Origin of the sequence: Nocardia sp. CA-107356 (assembly GCF_050946365.1) — a bacterium.
In the GTDB taxonomy this organism is placed as follows: Bacteria; Actinomycetota; Actinomycetes; order Mycobacteriales; family Mycobacteriaceae; genus Nocardia.
Genome location: NZ_CP191992.1, coordinates 6268586 through 6284905, shown reverse-complemented (window position 1 = coordinate 6284905; position 16320 = coordinate 6268586). Strand labels below are relative to the sequence as shown.

At 66.3% G+C, this 16320-nt stretch carries 13 protein-coding genes; 9 read left to right on the top strand and 4 right to left on the bottom strand.

Annotated features, from left to right (window positions below):
• Positions 1 to 57: 57 nt before the first annotated feature.
• Together ACQP1G_RS28490 and ACQP1G_RS28485 are read right to left on the bottom strand one after the other, a co-directional pair.
• Positions 58 to 513 (bottom strand): prepilin peptidase, encoded by a 456-nt coding sequence (locus ACQP1G_RS28490; RefSeq protein ID WP_433192634.1) that lies wholly within the window; start codon positions 511 to 513, stop codon positions 58 to 60.
• 99 nt (positions 514 to 612) lie between these two features.
• Positions 613 to 1668 carry a glycerophosphodiester phosphodiesterase gene (locus tag ACQP1G_RS28485; protein WP_433192633.1) on the bottom strand — a complete coding sequence of 352 codons (1056 nt, stop codon included), beginning with the start codon at positions 1666 to 1668 and terminating at the stop codon, positions 613 to 615.
• A 132-nt stretch (positions 1669 to 1800) separates the two neighbouring features.
• Between ACQP1G_RS28485 and ACQP1G_RS28480 the strand changes: the two genes are divergently transcribed.
• Genes ACQP1G_RS28480 through ACQP1G_RS28465 form a run of 4 tightly spaced genes read left to right on the top strand, consistent with a single transcriptional unit; the run spans position 1801 to position 4342 of the window.
• Positions 1801 to 2928 (top strand): M24 family metallopeptidase, encoded by a 1128-nt coding sequence (locus ACQP1G_RS28480; RefSeq protein WP_433192632.1) that lies wholly within the window; start codon positions 1801 to 1803, stop codon positions 2926 to 2928.
• A gap of 43 nt (positions 2929 to 2971) precedes the next feature.
• Complete coding sequence (gene efp / locus ACQP1G_RS28475) at positions 2972 to 3535, top strand: elongation factor P (protein ID WP_330256558.1); 564 nt, start codon at positions 2972 to 2974, stop codon at positions 3533 to 3535.
• A gap of 34 nt (positions 3536 to 3569) precedes the next feature.
• On the top strand, positions 3570 to 4079 hold the full coding sequence (gene nusB, locus ACQP1G_RS28470; RefSeq protein WP_433192631.1) for a transcription antitermination factor NusB: 510 nt from the start codon (positions 3570 to 3572) through the stop codon (positions 4077 to 4079).
• A complete protein-coding gene (locus ACQP1G_RS28465) occupies positions 4076 to 4342 on the top strand; it encodes a YciI family protein (RefSeq protein WP_433192630.1) in 267 nt (88 codons plus the stop codon). Before nusB ends, ACQP1G_RS28465 begins: the two co-directional genes overlap by 4 nt.
• Positions 4343 to 4613: 271 nt before the next feature.
• Here ACQP1G_RS28465 and ACQP1G_RS28460 read toward each other — a convergent pair whose 3' ends face one another.
• Positions 4614 to 5576 (bottom strand): NADP-dependent oxidoreductase, encoded by a 963-nt coding sequence (locus ACQP1G_RS28460; RefSeq protein WP_433192628.1) that lies wholly within the window; start codon positions 5574 to 5576, stop codon positions 4614 to 4616.
• Positions 5577 to 5881: 305 nt separating this feature from the next.
• On the opposite strand from ACQP1G_RS28460, the gene ACQP1G_RS28455 reads away from it, so the two are divergent.
• From ACQP1G_RS28455 to ACQP1G_RS28440, 4 genes are all read left to right on the top strand, one after another.
• Positions 5882 to 6523, top strand: coding sequence for a TetR/AcrR family transcriptional regulator (locus ACQP1G_RS28455; RefSeq protein WP_433192627.1), 642 nt, complete (start codon positions 5882 to 5884; stop codon positions 6521 to 6523).
• A gap of 68 nt (positions 6524 to 6591) precedes the next feature.
• Positions 6592 to 7488: a hypothetical protein gene (locus tag ACQP1G_RS28450; RefSeq protein ID WP_433192626.1), complete on the top strand. Its 897-nt coding sequence runs from the start codon at positions 6592 to 6594 to the stop codon at positions 7486 to 7488.
• Entirely contained in the window at positions 7489 to 8205 is a 717-nt protein-coding gene (locus tag ACQP1G_RS28445; protein WP_433192625.1) for a hypothetical protein, read from the top strand.
• A complete protein-coding gene (locus tag ACQP1G_RS28440; protein WP_433192624.1) occupies positions 8187 to 9113 on the top strand; it encodes an inositol monophosphatase family protein in 927 nt (308 codons plus the stop codon). The genes ACQP1G_RS28445 and ACQP1G_RS28440 overlap by 19 nt, the downstream gene beginning before the upstream one ends.
• A gap of 12 nt (positions 9114 to 9125) precedes the next feature.
• Here ACQP1G_RS28440 and ACQP1G_RS28435 read toward each other — a convergent pair whose 3' ends face one another.
• Positions 9126 to 10394: an SLC13 family permease gene (locus ACQP1G_RS28435; protein ID WP_433208881.1), complete on the bottom strand. Its 1269-nt coding sequence runs from the start codon at positions 10392 to 10394 to the stop codon at positions 9126 to 9128.
• A gap of 96 nt (positions 10395 to 10490) precedes the next feature.
• On the opposite strand from ACQP1G_RS28435, the gene ACQP1G_RS28430 reads away from it, so the two are divergent.
• Complete coding sequence (locus ACQP1G_RS28430) at positions 10491 to 16214, top strand: TIR domain-containing protein (RefSeq protein WP_433192623.1); 5724 nt, start codon at positions 10491 to 10493, stop codon at positions 16212 to 16214.
• Positions 16215 to 16320 lie beyond the last annotated feature (106 nt).

Genomic DNA, 16320 nt, shown 5'->3' with positions numbered 1-16320 from the left:
GCACGCGGCCCGCCGTGATGACGGGCACGGTCGCGTGGCCAGCGCCATGGGTATCGGCTAGCTGGACGCCGCCGCCAGGCTCAGCACGGTCGCGAGACACATGGCCGGACCGTGGGGCAGCGCCTGCGGTCCGGCGCGATCGTCGCCGGACCGAATCCGCCGCCGGGCCAGCACGACCAGTCCGAATGCCGCGGTCAGGACCGGGGCCGTCAGTGCCGCCCTGACCCACACCTGCGCGCCGCCGAGTGCAGCGACTGCGCCGAGTCCGACGGCGAGCTTCACATCGCCCGCCCCGAGCGCGGCGGGTGCGATCAAGTGCACCAATAGATATGGCATCGCGAGCAGTAATGCACCGACTGCCGCCGCTGTGAATTGTGTTGTGAACAGCGCGTATCCGAAGATGATCACGGCACCGGAGGCGGTGAGCGCATTGGGCAGTCGGCGATGCCGGAGATCGAATGTGGTGAGGGCCGCGCACCAGGCCATCAGCAGGGCAAAGGCGATGGGAGACATGGTTTTCAGCCTCGTCTGCCGTGCCCGCGGATACAGCCCCGAATGTCGAATTGGGGATAGCCGATCGATATGTGAACACCGATCGAGTCGCTCGAGCGACTATTGATAGGCCGTAGGGAGCGGACGACCCTTCTCCTCGAGCACTTGTCGCATCACGTCCGGATAATCGGTGATGACACCGTCGACGCCGGTATCGATCTGGGCCGCGATCGTGGCCTTATCGTTCACCGTCCAGGGAATCACCCGCAGACCGAGGCGGTGGGCGTTGTCGACATAAGTCCGGTCGGCGATGAGGGCGAATCCGGGCTCGCCTGCCTTCTTGCCGTACGGAACCGAATATCCGGGCGAGACGATATCCGCGCCGAGAGCTTTCACCGCGGCGAGCGGATCCGCTGGGTGATCCTCGTAGCGGATCGGTCCGAGCCAGCGCGAGCCAGCAACGAAGGTGGTGTCGTCATAGAGCGCGACGACCGGCACCGAGGGTGCGGCTTTGCGGACCAACGGCAGCGTGCGCCAGTCGAAGCTCTGGATTTCCACCGCACCGGCCTTTCCCGCCTGCTGGACCACACCGAGGATGGTGTCGACGAACTCCTGTGGCGTTGCGGACTGTTCGGGCTTTTCGGCCTCGACTTTGGTTTCGATATTGAAGCGCACCCCGCCCGCGCCGATCGTGGTGACCAGGTCGAACAGCTGGGGCAACGTGGCGATCCGGTTGCCGGGAACCGCTTGCTGGCGCGGGAAATTCGCCAATGTTCGGCTGCCGCAGTCCAGCGTCTGTGTCTGGGCGTAGGTGAGGTCGTGAATCACCTTGCCCACGTAGGGGAATTGCGGGTCGCCGGGAAAGGCGGGGGCGGTGTCGGTGCATTTCTCCGCGAGCACCAGGGGGTCGTGCCAGATGAGTGGCGTCCCGTCGGCGGCGAGCACGATATCGAGTTCGAGGGTGGTCACGCCGAGCCGCAGCGCCTTGGCGAAGCCGTCGAGCGATTCTTCGATGGTGAGGCCGCGCCCGCCGCGGTGCGCTTGCAGGTCGATCGTGGTGGGTGTGTCGTGCTCGGTGGTTCGCGAGGGCGTGTCGCAGGACGCGACTGCGCTGATCGCGAGCACGGCCACGATGCTGGAAAGTAGGCCGTGTCGCATCCGCGTGGTCGTCGACATGGGCCGAACGTAGCAATCGGAACCGTCGGAGCGGCTTCGGCAACGCGACATTGTGCCGAATACGACGGGTACGGCACGGTTTGTGCCGGTGTTTCATGCGGAGCTACGGCGTGTCGGCGGTAGCTTTGACACATGTCTGCTGATCATGCGGGCCGTGGGCCCGACTACGCGGCACGCCGTGGTGCGCTGCGGAGTCTGCTGGTGGAGAACGAGGTCGACGCGCTGTTGGTCACCGATCTGGTGAACATCAGGTACCTGACCGGCTTCACCGGGTCCAATGCCACCCTCCTGGTGACCTCATGGGATATGCGTAATGCCGAGGAGCGCACGGTAATCGGGACGGACGGGCGTTACCTGAGCCAGGTGGCCGAGCAGGTGCCGGACCTGCGCGCCGAAATCGCCAGGGCCACCGCCCGGCGCATCGTGGAGCTCGCGGGGGAGTGGCAGCTGGGACGGGTCGGCTATGAGAGCCACGTCGTCACGGTCGACGAGCATCGAGGATTCATCGAGCAGAAGACCGGTTTGGAGTTCGTGGCCACGCCGAGGCTGGTCGAACAGCTGCGCATGGTCAAGGACGCTTACGAGGTCGAGCAGTTGCGCGCTGCCTGCGCCGCAGGTGACGCCGGGTTGGCCACTCTGCTGGAACGTGGCGGTCTGCGCCCCGGCCGCACCGAACGTCAGGTCGCCAGGGATCTCGAGTGGGCGATGTTCGAACACGGCGCCGACGCGATCGCCTTCGAGACCATTGTGGCGACGGGTGCGAACTCCGCCATTCCGCATCATCGGCCCACCGGCGCGGTGCTCGCCACCGGTGACTTCGTCAAAATCGACTTCGGCGCCGTGGTCGGCGGCTACCACTCCGATATGACCCGCACCTTCGTGCTCGGCGCCGCATCCGACTGGCATCGCGAGGTGTACGCGCTGGTCGAGGCGGCACAGCGGGCCGGACGCGAGGCGCTGAAGCCGGGCGCGCAGGTGACCGACGTGGACGCTGCGGCGCGGGCGGTGATCGAGGCGGCCGGACACGGGAAGCTGTTCGTGCACGGTCTCGGGCACGGTGTCGGACTGCAGATCCACGAAGCGCCGGGAATCGCCAAAACCGGAACCGGTACACTTCTCTCTGGCGTGGCGGTGACCGTCGAACCAGGTGTGTACTTCCCCGGCCGCGGCGGCGTCCGGATCGAGGACACGCTCGTGGTGCGCGAGGGGGGCCCGGATCTGCTCACCAACACCAGCAAAGACCTGACCGTCGTCGACTGACGCCGGTTGCCCGAACATTCATGAACTAGGAGATCCGAGAACAGTGGCGGACACCAGCGACTTCAAGAACGGCCTCGTGCTGAAGATCGACGGTCAGCTCCAGCAGATCATCGAATTCCAGCACGTCAAGCCGGGTAAAGGCCCTGCCTTCGTGCGGACCAAGCTGAAGAACGTGCTGTCCGGCAAGGTCGTCGACAAGACCTTCAACGCGGGCGTCAAGGTGGAGACCGCCACCGTCGACCGTCGCGATATGACCTACCTGTACCACGACGGCACGGACTACGTGTTCATGGACGGCGACACGTTCGACCAGATCTCCATCGCCGAAGAGACCATCGGCCCCGGCGCGCGCTTCCTGCTGGAGAACATGACCGTGCAGGTCGCCACCCACGAGGGCGCGCCGCTCTACGTCGAGCTGCCCGTCACGGTCGAGCTCGAGGTGCAGCACACCGATATCGGCCTGCAGGGCGACCGTTCCACCGGCGGCACCAAGCCCGCCACCCTGGAGACCGGCGCCGAGGTGCAGGTCCCGCTGTTCATCAACACCGGCGACAAGCTGCGCATCGACTCGCGCGACGGCAGCTACCTCGGCCGAGTCAACGCCTGATCGCCGGACCTGGCGAACAGGGATAATAACGACTGTGGCGGAACAGCCCTTGGATAAGAAGTCCACTTTCAAGAAGCTCGGCGCGCGCCACAAGGCCCGCCGCCGGGCGGTCGATCTGCTCTTCGAGGCGGAGGCCCGCGACGTGGACGCAGCCGACCTGCTCACCGAGCGGGCCGAGCTGGCCACCCAGGATCAGGCGGTTGCCCCGGTGCACGCCTATACCCGCACCCTGGTCGAGGGCGTCGCCGACGATCTGGATCGGGTGGATGGCACCATCGAGTCCTATCTCAAGGACTGGGAGCTGTCCCGGCTGCCCGCCGTCGATCGGGCCATTCTGCGCATCGCGGTGTGGGAGTTGTTCCACGCCAACGATGTTCCGCCGGTCGTCGCCGTCGATGAGGCCGTGGAGTTGGCCAAGGAGCTGTCGACCGACGATTCGCCCGGATTCGTCAACGGTGTGCTCGGCCAGGTCGTACTGGTGGCCCCGCAGGTGCGTGCCGCCGCCGCGGCAACCAGAGCGCCGCGTCCGGAGTCGCAGGGGTGACCAATAAGTACCTGGTCATGGCGATGCGCAAGCCGTCGTTCGACCCGGCCACCATCGAACCGCACAGGCAGTTCCTGAACGAGCTGTTGGAGCGTGGGCAGTTGGTGGAGAGCGGACGCTTCACCGACGGCACCGGCGGCGCCTACGTGATCCATGCCGAAAGCCTCGAGGCCGCCCGCGAGATCGCGTTCACCGACCCGGTGCACACCACCGGTTCATCGGAACTCACCGTGTACGAGTGGGAGATCGCCGTCTCCGCTTGATTGATTGCCGTCCACCCAGCCGCGCACCGAAATGGTGCGCGGCTGTTGACGTTTCAGGACATACCGCGATCCGGTGCACTAGCCGATAGGACGGGCCCACCTGCGCTCCCGCTGGTGGGTGTACTGGTCCAGCGGGAGCGAACCGCGAGCCGTCGACCGACTCGCGGAATCGGGTGTGCCGGGGCGTGCGGTGGCGCACCGACGGATGGTGTGCGCCGCATTCGACGAACCTGGGCACGGGTCGATCCTGGTTCCTCAACCGCACTCGAGGTCAAGGATTTGTGGTGTGGCCTGGGTCACTAACGGTGAGCACGATCTTCCCGGTGGTTCGGCCCTGTTCGATCAGGCGGTGTGCCTCGGCGGCCTGCTCCAGCGGCAGCACCGTTTCGACGTGTGGACGCAGCTGGTTCTTTTCGACCAGGTCGGTCAATGATTCGAGGTCGGCGCGGTCGGGTTCGACCAGGTAGGCACTGGCGCGCACGCCGAGTTCGGCCGCGCGCTCGTACATTCCGGGTGTCCAAGACGCCTGTCCGTTGACGAGAATGCCGCCGGGACGCAAGGTTTCGAGCATGCGCAGCGCCGGTTCGCCGCCGTACATCTGGATCACGATATCGAGATCGCGGACCGTCGCGGCGATATCGGTCGTCGTGTAGTCGATGGTTTCGTCGGCGCCGAGTGCGGTGAGGAATTCGTGCTTGGCCGAGCGTGCGGTGCCGATCACATACGCCCCGAACGCCTTTGCGATCTGCACGGCGAGATGGCCGACCCCGCCTGCCGCGGCGGATACCAGAACACGTTGTCCAGGAGCGACTTTCCCGATATCGACGAGCATCTGCCAGGCCGTGAGGGCGGCCAATGGTAGCGCCGCCGCCTCGGTGAAGCTCGAACCCGTTGGCATGGGCGCGAATTGGTGCGACGGCGCGGTCACATATTCCGCATAGGCGCCAGCCGCGCGCGGAAACCATGGCATGCCGTACACCCGATCGCCGGGTCGGAAGCGAGTCACCCCGTAGCCGACCTGCTCGACGACTCCGGCGACATCCCAGCCGTTGACGAAGGGCAGCGTCAACGCCTGGACGTATGCCCGCCCTTCTCTGCTGAAGTAGTCGATCGGATTGACCCCCGCCGCAACGACTTTCACCAGCACCTCGGTATACAGCGGTGTCGGCCGCTCGATCTCGACGAGTCGCATGGTTTCGGGCCCACCCCAGTGCTCCTGCTGAATAGCTCGCATGATCTGTCCTCTCACCTGAAGAATATGGACGCTCGTCCGAGTTGTTTGAGCGGCCGGTGCGTCCACAGGTCCGCCGTATGCGCTGACTCGCATCGCCATTCGCCTGCCCGATGCCCGTTGGGTTGCGGATGGTGGTGCGAGTCAGCGGCAGCTGCAGGCAAAGTAAGTGGACAGTCGTACTATTACTTGTCTACAATCTTCTGTCAACACCGCCGGATGAATGGGCAAGCCAGCTAATTCGATGCGAAACAATCAGGACGATCGTCCGTCGACTATGCTCGACGTCGGACGAAAGGCAGGTATCGGTGACCGTCGAAGCCAAGGTCGACAAGCGTCTGCAACGCGGTGAGCGATCGCGCCGCGTCATCCTCGACCGCGCCATGGACATCGCCTCGGTCGAGGGCCTGGAAAGCCTGTCCGTGCGGCGTCTGGCGACCGAACTCGACCTCAGCAAGAGCGGCGTTTTCGCGCACTTCGGCTCCAAGGAAGAACTTCAGCTCGCGACCGTCCGTGCGGCCGTGGAGGTGTTCGTCGCACATGTGGTGAAGCCCGCGCGACGTGCGCCCGCCGGCATCCGCCGCGTCCGAGCACTCGCCGACTCATGGCTGGACTATGCCGCGAAGCCGTACTTCAGTGGTGGCTGCTTCTTCCTGTCCGCCGTCGCCGAATTCGACGCCCGCCCCGGCCGCGTACGCGACGCCGTCGCCGCATCGCGCCGAGACTGGTTGCGGCTCTATGAAACCACCGTCGCCGAGGCCATCGACCTCGGCGAGATCGCCCCCGATAACGAGCCCGCCGACCTCGCGTTCGAACTCGACGCCATCGCACGCACCGCGGCTCAGGACGCGCTGCTGTTCGGCGAATCGGCCCCCTATGACCGAGCCCGCCGAATCCTTTCCGCGCGACTGGCCGCCGTGTCGACGCACCGGCCCGCCAGTGGGACTTGACGGTTCGCTCGCTGCGTCGACGCCGGTGCACCTATCCTGGGTGGAAACCCCAGGGGAGGCCGAAACATATGGCACGGGTGCTGATCTGGCTGCGGAACAATATCGACGGTCTCGTCGCTTTGGTTCTCGCGGTCATCTTCGGTGTGATCTCACTGATCGATATCGGTTTTTTCGATGCGGATCTGATCAACGCGGTCATCCTGCTGGTGCTCGGTTTGCTGGCCACCACACTGCTGCGTGATCGGCATCTGTCGGCCAAGGCCATTCGGGATTCGAATTCGGTGCAGCTGCTGTACGGTCCGGAGATCGGGCATGCGCATACGCTCGCGCGGCGCGGCACCGAGCAGTGGCTGTTCAAGGGCGGCACCGGAACCTATCTGCGGGCCGTCACACTGCGCGAATGCGTGGAAAACGCGCGCCGCGAGCAGCGTCCGCTGCGAATTCAGGTCGAGGTCCTCGACCCGAGCAACGAGCAGCTGTGCAAGACCTATGCGCAATTCCGCTCGTCGCTGGTGCCGGAGGCCGACCGCACCGGCGAACTGTGGACCACCGAACGCACCCGCAAGGAATCCTTCGCGACGGTACTCGCCGCCTGCTGGTATCGGCAGCGCTTTACCTTCCTGACCATCGATGTCGGCCTCTCGACGGTGATGACGACCTTCCGCTGGGACCTGTCGTCGAGTTGCGTCATTGTCACCCAGGACAATCCGAACACCCCGGCCCTGATGTTCGAACGGGACAAGCCCTACTACCGGGACTTCAACCGGGAACTGGTGGCCAGTTTCAAACAGGCCAGGCAGGTGCCGCTCAGCCGAAGCGAGGAGCTGTCGCTGGCCGACGAGCCGTCCGTCGATCAGACCCGCGGACTGTTCGACGCGCTCGGTCTCGCACTACCGGCCTCCTACACCGATCGCGACGTCGCCGATATCGTGCGTCGCGCGCTACAGCCGAGGAATCCGTACTGAATGAACGATTACGACCGTCTCCTAACGCTGATCGGCTCCGATGCGGCGGGGCGCGTCACGTCGAGCGAGCGGCGCGCGGTCGCCGGCGATATCGTGCGCCGCTGGACCCATGACCTGATGACCGGTGTGTTGGACGGTCGCGTCGAGGTCATCCCGGTCCTGCATCCCCTGGGGTTCGTGTGTTTCCCCACCTGGCGTGGCGGTGGTCGTGGCATCTGCGTGCACGTCTGGACCGCGGGTCTGCGCGCCCAGCCGACGACCTCGCCGATGCACGCACACAGTTGGGATCTGCTGAGCGCGGTGCTGTACGGCCGGGTCGGCAATCAAATCCTGGACGTGGCAGGCGCTACCGATCGGCCGACGCACCGGATCTTCGAAATCCACAGTGCCGCCGACGGTGACGTGGTGCGCGCGACCGCGCAACTGGTCACCTGCCGCACCCGATCGGCCGAGCATTTCCACTCGGGCGAGGTATACACGTTGCCGCACGGGGTATTTCACGTCTCCGACGTGCAGGGCGAGGCTGCCACCGTGGTGCTCGGCGAGGCGCGACACGGCCGACCAGACCGATCGCTCGGCGGCCTCGCCACCGCCGACCACTGGGTGCACCGCACCGCGTGCACCACATCCGAAACCCGGCAGGCCGCCGAGACCGTGCTGGATCACCTGAATACCCTGCCGGAACAGCTGGAGGACCGATGCGAACGAGCGACGTGATGAATCTGGCTGTTCCCCAGGCGAACCGGGCCGATTCGGTCCGGATCGGGGCGCTGCACGAAAAGCCGCCGGACGCGACCGTCGCGCTCGCTCGGTCGGTGGCGGTCGAGGCGGCGGTCGAGGCGGGTCGCGCGATTCGTGCGGGGCTGGCCGGATCGCTGACCGTGCGGATCAAGGATGCGGCCGGTGACCTGGTCACCGATCTGGATCTGCGGGCCGAACATCTCATCGTCGGCCGTATTCGTCGCGCCTTTCCTGACCACCGCATCCTCGCCGAGGAATCCGGTCTCGACGGGGTGGACGATACCTGGTGCTGGGTCGTCGATCCGCTGGACGGTACCAATAACATCGCCATCGGACTGCCCGTCTGCACTGTTGGTATAGCCCTGTGCCACAACGGAATCCCGGTGCTCGGCGTCATCCATGAGCCGGTATCGGACCGCACCTGGTCGGCCGTGCGCGGCGGAGGCGCGAACGGACCCGGCGGCCCACTGCGCCACCCGCCACATCGGCCCAGCGAATCCGCGCCGACCCTGGCCTGGTTACAGGGTTATCCGGTGGGTCGCACCGACCCGGCTGCCAGGGCCCTGCGTCTGTCCCTCGAATCCGGCTCGCGCCGCCTGATCCAGCTCTGGTCCCCGCTGCTGTGCTGGGTGATGCTTGCGCGTGGCGATATCGACGGCTTCGTAGGTTATCGAGCCGGTCTCGTCGACCTCCCGGCGGGAACCTTGCTCGCTCGGGAATCCGGCTTGCACCTCACCGATTTCGACGGCGCACCGCTCGATGATCGCCTCGATCTGCCCACCGGTGAGGTCGACTTCATCGCCGCGAGCGCCGAAATGCTCCCGGACCTGACCCTACTGGTGAAGTCGGCCGCGGATGTCACGGTCACCGGTTTGCCGGGCTGAACCGAGGTGCAGCTATCCGCTCACGAGTAGCGCCGCGACCGCCCCCGCCGTCGCGACCACCGCAAGTCCCAGCCCCGTGAGCACGAACCGCCGCATCGGCACCCGCACCCCGTGCGTGCGGCAGAACTCTAAGCACAGCAGCGTCGCCAGCGATGCCCATGGCGTCACGATCGGGCCGATATTGGTGCCGATCAGCAAGGCCAGCAACTGGTTCCGATGATATTCGGGAATGACCGCCTCGCCCGCCGTATAGGCCGGAAGATTATTGGCGATATTGGACAAACCCGCCCCGGCCCCGGCCGCACGGAAGGCCCCGACCGGCCCGGAGTCGTCGCCGATCAGCGCGTGCATCACATCGGCGAGACCGAATCGGCTCAGCGTCGGCACCAGCAGGAAGAGTCCGACCACGAAAACCAGGAGCTGCCAGGGGATCAGCGACCAGCGCAGCGCGGATCGGTCGACGATCGCGAAGGCCGCAACCGCGATGGCGGCGGCGACCGTGGCGGCGATGCCGATCCGGTCACCCACGAACGGGATGGCAAAAATGAACAGCAGACATGCGCCCGCAGTTGTGTAGAGCAGCGTGCGCTCCCTGGCGTTCTTCGGGCGGATCGGCTCCGGCGGTATGTACCGGTCGGTGTCGCGTTGACCGCGCCGCCAGTACCAGATCCATAGGCACACCATCGTCGCGGCAATCGATAGCAACTGCGGTGCCCACATCCGCGCGGCGAAATCGGTGGCACGCAAGGCAACTCGATCGGCGGCAAGGAGATTGGTGAGGTTGGAGACCGGTAGCAGCAGACTCGCCGTATTGGCCAGCCACAGTGTGGTCATCGCCAACGGCAGTGGCGGAATGCGGGCCGGTATCGCCAGTGCGAGCATGACCGGGGTGAGCAAGACGGCAGTCGTATCGAGATTGAGCAGAATGGTGGTCGCCGACGCGAAGAGCACACAGAGCAGGAACAGCGCCGGATAGTAGCCCCGGCCCAGAATGGCCAGCCGGTGCGCGATCACGTCGAAGACCTTCGCCTGTCGTGTCAGCTCCGCGAGAATGATCACACTGCACAGGAACAGCAGCAGTGGCCCGATCCGTCGCATATTGTCGGCGGCCTCGGCGCGCGGCAGCAATCCGGTTGCCACACAGAGCAGGCCGGCCGCGAGCAGTCCGAGCCGGACCCAGTCCAGCGTGCTCAGCCCCCGTCTGGGTGGTGGCGCGGACGTCAGGGCACTCGACGGCGGGTTCTCCGCAGCGGTATCGACCTGTTCGGGCACATGCCCCATCATGCAGCATATCGGCTGGGGCACTTCCGTATTCGCCGCGCGTCGCAATGATCTGCTTTCGTTTGGGGTTACCACCTCTCGGGGCATACTGATGCTGTGACTTCGGGCGGGCGGCGGGACTTCTTCATCAGCTATTCACCGGCCGACGAGCGATGGGCCACCTGGTTGGCCTGGCAGTTGGAGACCGCTGGCTACACCACCCTCATCCAGGCCTGGGATTTCGTACCGGGTACGAACTTCATCGATTTCATGGATCGCGGCGTGCGCGATTCGGCAGTGGTGCTGGTCGTACTGTCGGAGAACTATCTCGGTTCGTACTACGGAACCATGGAATGGCAGGCGGCCTACCGGACCGATCCGGGCAAGCTCATGCCGGTGCGTATCGCCGAATGCGCATTGGAGGGCCTGCTCGCCACCATCACCTACCTCGATCTGGTGCGGGTGCCCAGCGCGGATGAGGCGCGCCGAATCCTGCTGGAGCGGGTCGGGCATCTGCTCGCGGGGCGGGCGAAGCCGCCGTCGGAACCGGGCTTCCCGCATGACGCACCCGGCCCGGCGCCAGACCGGTTCGCCGCCGAAACCATGTCGGACAGTGTCGAATCCATGCTGAGCCGCCGCACACCGGTGACGGCTCCGGCCTTTCCCGGCGCCGCACCGCGCGACGAGCAGCGCACCGGCGTTTCGGTACTGCATGTGGCGGGGCCGCGGTTCGGTCGCGGCCTGCTCGGGCCGGACGAGCCGAGCACCGCGGCCGAATTGCAGGCTCGCATCCACGCCAATGTCACTCATCTGGTCGATCAGGGTGTGGCCAAACCGGATTTGATCGTGGTGTCCGGCGATATGACCGAATCCGGCCGTCCGCGTGAGGTCGACGAGGCGCTGACCTTTCTGAGCGGACTGCGCACGCTACTCGGTCTCGGTCCGGATCGGTTGATCGTGGTGCCCGGCAATCACGATGTGTCCAAACCCGCCTGCCACGCGTACTTCCTGGGCTGCGAGGCCCGCGATCGCAAACCGCAGCCACCGTACTTCCCGAAGCTCGAGCAGTACGCGCGGATGTTCTCCGCGCTGTATCAGGGCCTGGATCACCTCGTTTTCGATATCGGTCAGCCGTGGACACTGTTCCCGATTCCCGAATTGCGTGTCGTGGTAGCCGGATTGAACTCGACCATGGCCGCAACCCATCTGCCCGAGGACGATTACGGCCGGATCGGGGAACCCCAGGCGGCGTGGTTCGCCGAGCGGCTGCGCCCGTTCGAGGAGAACGGATGGCTGCGCCTCGGCGTCGTCCGGCACGACCCACTGCCCGGTGCTGGCACGCCCGCCCATGATCCGGACCTGCTGCGCGATGTCGATACCTTGTCGAGGCTGCTCGGCGGCCGGTTGAATTTGCTGATGCACGGCCCAGGACCCGGTGGGCCGCATCTGGATCGGCTCGATGGCACGCTACCCGTGTTGCCCGCGGCCGCGCCGGGTCGGGATGAGATCATCCAGCTGACCGCCGCGGGTCTGGCCCGGTTCGCCGGACGGGGTGATGCGACCGCGCAACTCGAGCTCGACTGGCTGAAAACGGCGGCCGCGCTGCCCACGGCCAAACAGCCCGAACTTCTCGGTCCGGACGAGCCCGAACTTCCCGAACCGCCCGTCGAGACCCCGGCGGTCGACCCGCACGGGCGGCTGCTGGAGCGCGTCGCCGAGGTGTGTGAAACCCGTTATCCCGGTGCGAAAATCCGCCGCGTCGAGGTGCAGCCGCCGCATCTGTTGATCACCACGGAATACGACGAGGTCATCGCCCAGTGGCGCATCGGAGTGCACGTCGGCGATATGACCCGGCAGGTGGTCGAGGACTTCCTCGGCCACGACCCGGAATACGGTTCCGAACTCGTCTATCGCGGTGCGGCGCCGCCGCGTTCACTGCGCGAGGAGGCGGCCAGCCACGGTCTGCGGGTACGCAGCTTCACCGAATTCCAGGGCCTGCTCGATCTGGACGACTATCTCACCCGCCAGGCCGCGCGATTGCGTTCGGATCGCACCTATCCACCGGATCTGTATGTGCCGCAACGCTTCCGGATCCTCGAACACGGTGACCAGTCGATCCGTGACGATCTGGTCGGTGAACTCATGCAGGTGGTCGCCGCCGACCACGGCCGATTCATCCTCATCCTCGGCGATTTCGGCCGCGGCAAAACCTTCGCGCTGCGCGAGTTGGCCCGCCGCATCACCGATACCATGCCCGCGTTGATCCCGATCCTCATCGACCTGCGTGCACTGGACAAGACCCATTCGGTGGACGGTCTGGTCGCCGCACATCTGGCCAACCACGGTGAGGACCGGATCGATCTCAAGGCGCTGCACTACATGCTGCGCGAGGGCCGGGTGGTGCTGCTGTTCGACGGTTTCGACGAACTCGTCACCCGGATCAGCTACGACTTCGCCGCCGACCATCTGGAGACGCTGCTCCAAGCCGCGGTCGGCAAGGCGAAGATCATTGTGGCGAGCCGGACCCAGCACTTCGAATCCCGCGCCCAGGTGCTCACCGCACTCGGCGAAAGGGTGGGGCTGCTCCAGGATCGACGCATCGTCAACATCGAGGACTTCGCGCCCGCGCAGATCCACGCCTTTTTGACCAATCGCTACGACGGCGACGGGCGTCGCGCGGATGCCAGGATGGGGTTGATCACCGGCATCGAAGATCTGCTGGGGCTCGCACAGAACCCGAGAATGCTCGGCTTCATCGCCGATCTGGACGAGCGGCGGCTGCGGGCGGCTGCGGGCGCCAAGCAGGCGGTGGGTCCGGCCGGGCTGTACCGGGAAATCCTCGAATCCTGGCTGACCTATGAGGCCGACCGGACCGCGGGTGTCGCTGGCGCGTTGCCCGGGCTGCGCCTGCACGAATTGTGGCTGGGGGTAACCGCATTCGCACTGCGCATCTGGGAGACCGGCGAACCGTACCTGCGGCTGTCGGAATTGACCGAGGTGGCATCGGGTTTGGCCGAACTGACCGGGTCGAGCCGGATGTCGGTGCAGCAGTCCGCGCATGCCATCGGCTCCGGCAGTCTGTTGGTGCGCACCGAGGACAACCTGTTCGGCTTTATCCACTCCTCGGTGATGGAGTGGTTGATTGCCAACCACATCTCCGAACAGTTCGAGGTCGGAACCGTTGCGCCCGCACAACTCGCCCAGGCGCCGCTGTCGCCACTGTCGATCGACTTCCTCTGCGATCTCGCCGACAACCGGGCGCTGCGCACCTGGGCCGAAGCGGCACTCGCGGACCAGGCGGCCGACGATATCTCGCGCACCAATGCCATTCGGGTGACGACCCGGCTGCGCACCGCGCCGACCGCGGACCTGCGCGGCGCGAGCCTGGTGGGGGAGGATCTGTCGTATCGGGATCTGCGCGATGTCGATCTCACCGGAGCCGATCTGACCGGCGCCCGGCTGGTCGGCACCAACCTGGACCGGGCCGTATTGCACGGCGCGCGGCTGGTCGGCGCCCGGCTCGACGAGGCCAGTCTGGTCGGCACGGATCTGGGTGAGGCAGATCTGACCCGCGCGCGACTGGTGCACACCGATCTGACCGGATCGCGGGCGAGCGGTAGCCGCTGGACCCGCGCCGCACTGATCGATGTCACCGGCACCCCCACCGGCACCGACCTGCGCGGCGCGGCGTGGGTGCCCGGAGTCGCGGCGCAGACCGAATTCGCCCCGGCCGCAATCGGAGTCCGGCACGGCTTCCACGCCAGACACGGCAGGTTGCCACAGCCGGTCGCCTACAACCCGGACGGCGGCACTCTTGCCATCGGCAGCGACGACGGCGGTGTGCTCATCTGCGATAGCGAGACCGGACGGCCGCTGCGCACGCTGCAGACACATCGGGCCAGAGCCTTCGCCGTGGCCTTCACCGATACGGTGCTGATCACCGGATCCGGTGACGGAACCGTCGCCATCTGGGACGCCGCCACCGGTGAACTGCGCCGAATTCTGCAGGGGCACAGGAACTGGCCATGGCCCGTTGTGCTGAGCCCCGCCGGTGATCTGCTGGCCACCGGCGACGCGGACGGGGTGCTGCGCCTCTGGACGCTGCCCAGCGGTGAACTCCGCCACGAATGCCGCCCCGCCGAGAGCGACCGAGAACTGATCTACAGCTTGGCGATTCACGGTCCACTGGTCGCGGCCTCGTACCGAAGCGGGACGGTCCGGCTGTGGGATATCGAAACCGGCAGGGAGAGTGGCGAATTCAGCGGCGCGTCCGGATCGGTATTCCGGGTCGCGTTCAACCCGACCGGCGAGCTGCTCGCGGTCGGCGGCGTCGACGGCACCCTGGCGCTGTGGGATCCGCTGAGCTGCCGCAAGATTCGTGATCTGCTCGGCCACACCGGGCGGGTGTACACCGTGACCTTCCATCCGAATCTGCCGATCGTCGCGAGCGGGGATACCGATGGCGGATTGCGGCTGTGGGATGCCGAGACCGGTGCCGAACGACAGGCTCTTGCCGACCACGCTGCGGCCATCTACTGGCTGGCCTTCGATCCGTCCGGCGACCTGCTTGCCTCGGGTGACAGCGCCGGGCTGGTGTGCCTGCGCGATAGCGCGACCGGGGATCTGCGGCACCGGCTCACCGCACATACCGGCTCGATCTGGCCGTTCGCTTTCCGTCCGGACGGCGCCCAATTGGCCATTACCGACGACCAATTCACCACCCGGCTCTGGGATCCCGTCACCGGCACCTGCAAACACACCCTGACCGGTCACGGCCGCCAGGTCCGTACCGTCACCTTCAATGCCGACGGCACGCTGCTCGCCGGGGTAGGCAACGACGGTATGGTGCGGCTCTGGGATCCGGTGACCGGGCGGCTGGTCCGCAGACTGATCGGCAGCGAGGATCGCCTGCTCACCTTCGAATCGGCGGTATTCAGCGCGATACGGCCGCAGCAGCTCGGCATGGTCGGCAACGACGGGCGGCTCAGCCTGTTCGATCTCGGTGCCAACCTGTACGAGCGACACATCAATGTCGAATCCGCGCCGATCTGGGCCATCGCCTTCGACCCAACCGGCGACTTCGTGGCCACCGCCAACGACGACGACACGGTGATCGTCTGGGTCCGCACCACCGGTGCGCTGCACGCCGTCTGCGCCGAACATCGCGGCCGGGTGCGCTCGATCGCATTCAGTGCCGACGGCACGCTGATGGCCACCGGCTGTGACGACTCCGTCGTGCGGCTGTGGGATGTGGGCTCCGGCCGGTTCCTGCGGGCGCTGCGCGGACATCGGGACCGGGTGTACACGGTCGCCTTCCACGGCGGTCGCGTCGCCAGCGCCTCCTGGGACACCACAGTCCGGATCTGGGATGTCGAATCCGGCGATGAACTGCACACCCTGACCCGACATACCGGCAGGCTCTGGACGGCCGCCGTAGACCCGCACACCGGCACGCTGGCCACCGGGGGTGACGATCTGGTTGTCCGGCTGTGGGATATGGCGTCCGGACGTCATCTGCATACGCTCGAAGGCCATAAGCGCCGGGTCTGGTCGCTGAGCTTCGACCCGTCCGGCCGGGTATTGGCCAGCGGTGGCGATGACGGCAACATCATCCTGTGGTCGCTTCCGGACGATGATGTCGCCGGCGCGCCGTCGATCCGGGCCATCCTGCTCGGTCTGTCCGAGGGTTGGGCGGCGCTCGCGCCGGACGGTCGCTACAAGTTCGAAGGCAATACCGCCGGGCAGTTCTGGCATGTCATCGGCATGTCACGCTTCGAATCCGGGGAGCTCGACCCCTATCTGCCCGAGGTGGGGCAGCTCGCCGCCGATGCGCCCTTCTGAGGCGGGACACCAGCTGAGCTGCCGGGTAGGGATTCGGTCCGCGGTGGGCGGCTGCGTCGAAATTTGAGAGACCGATAGGATTTCTCTTGCAATGTTGCTTTCGGTG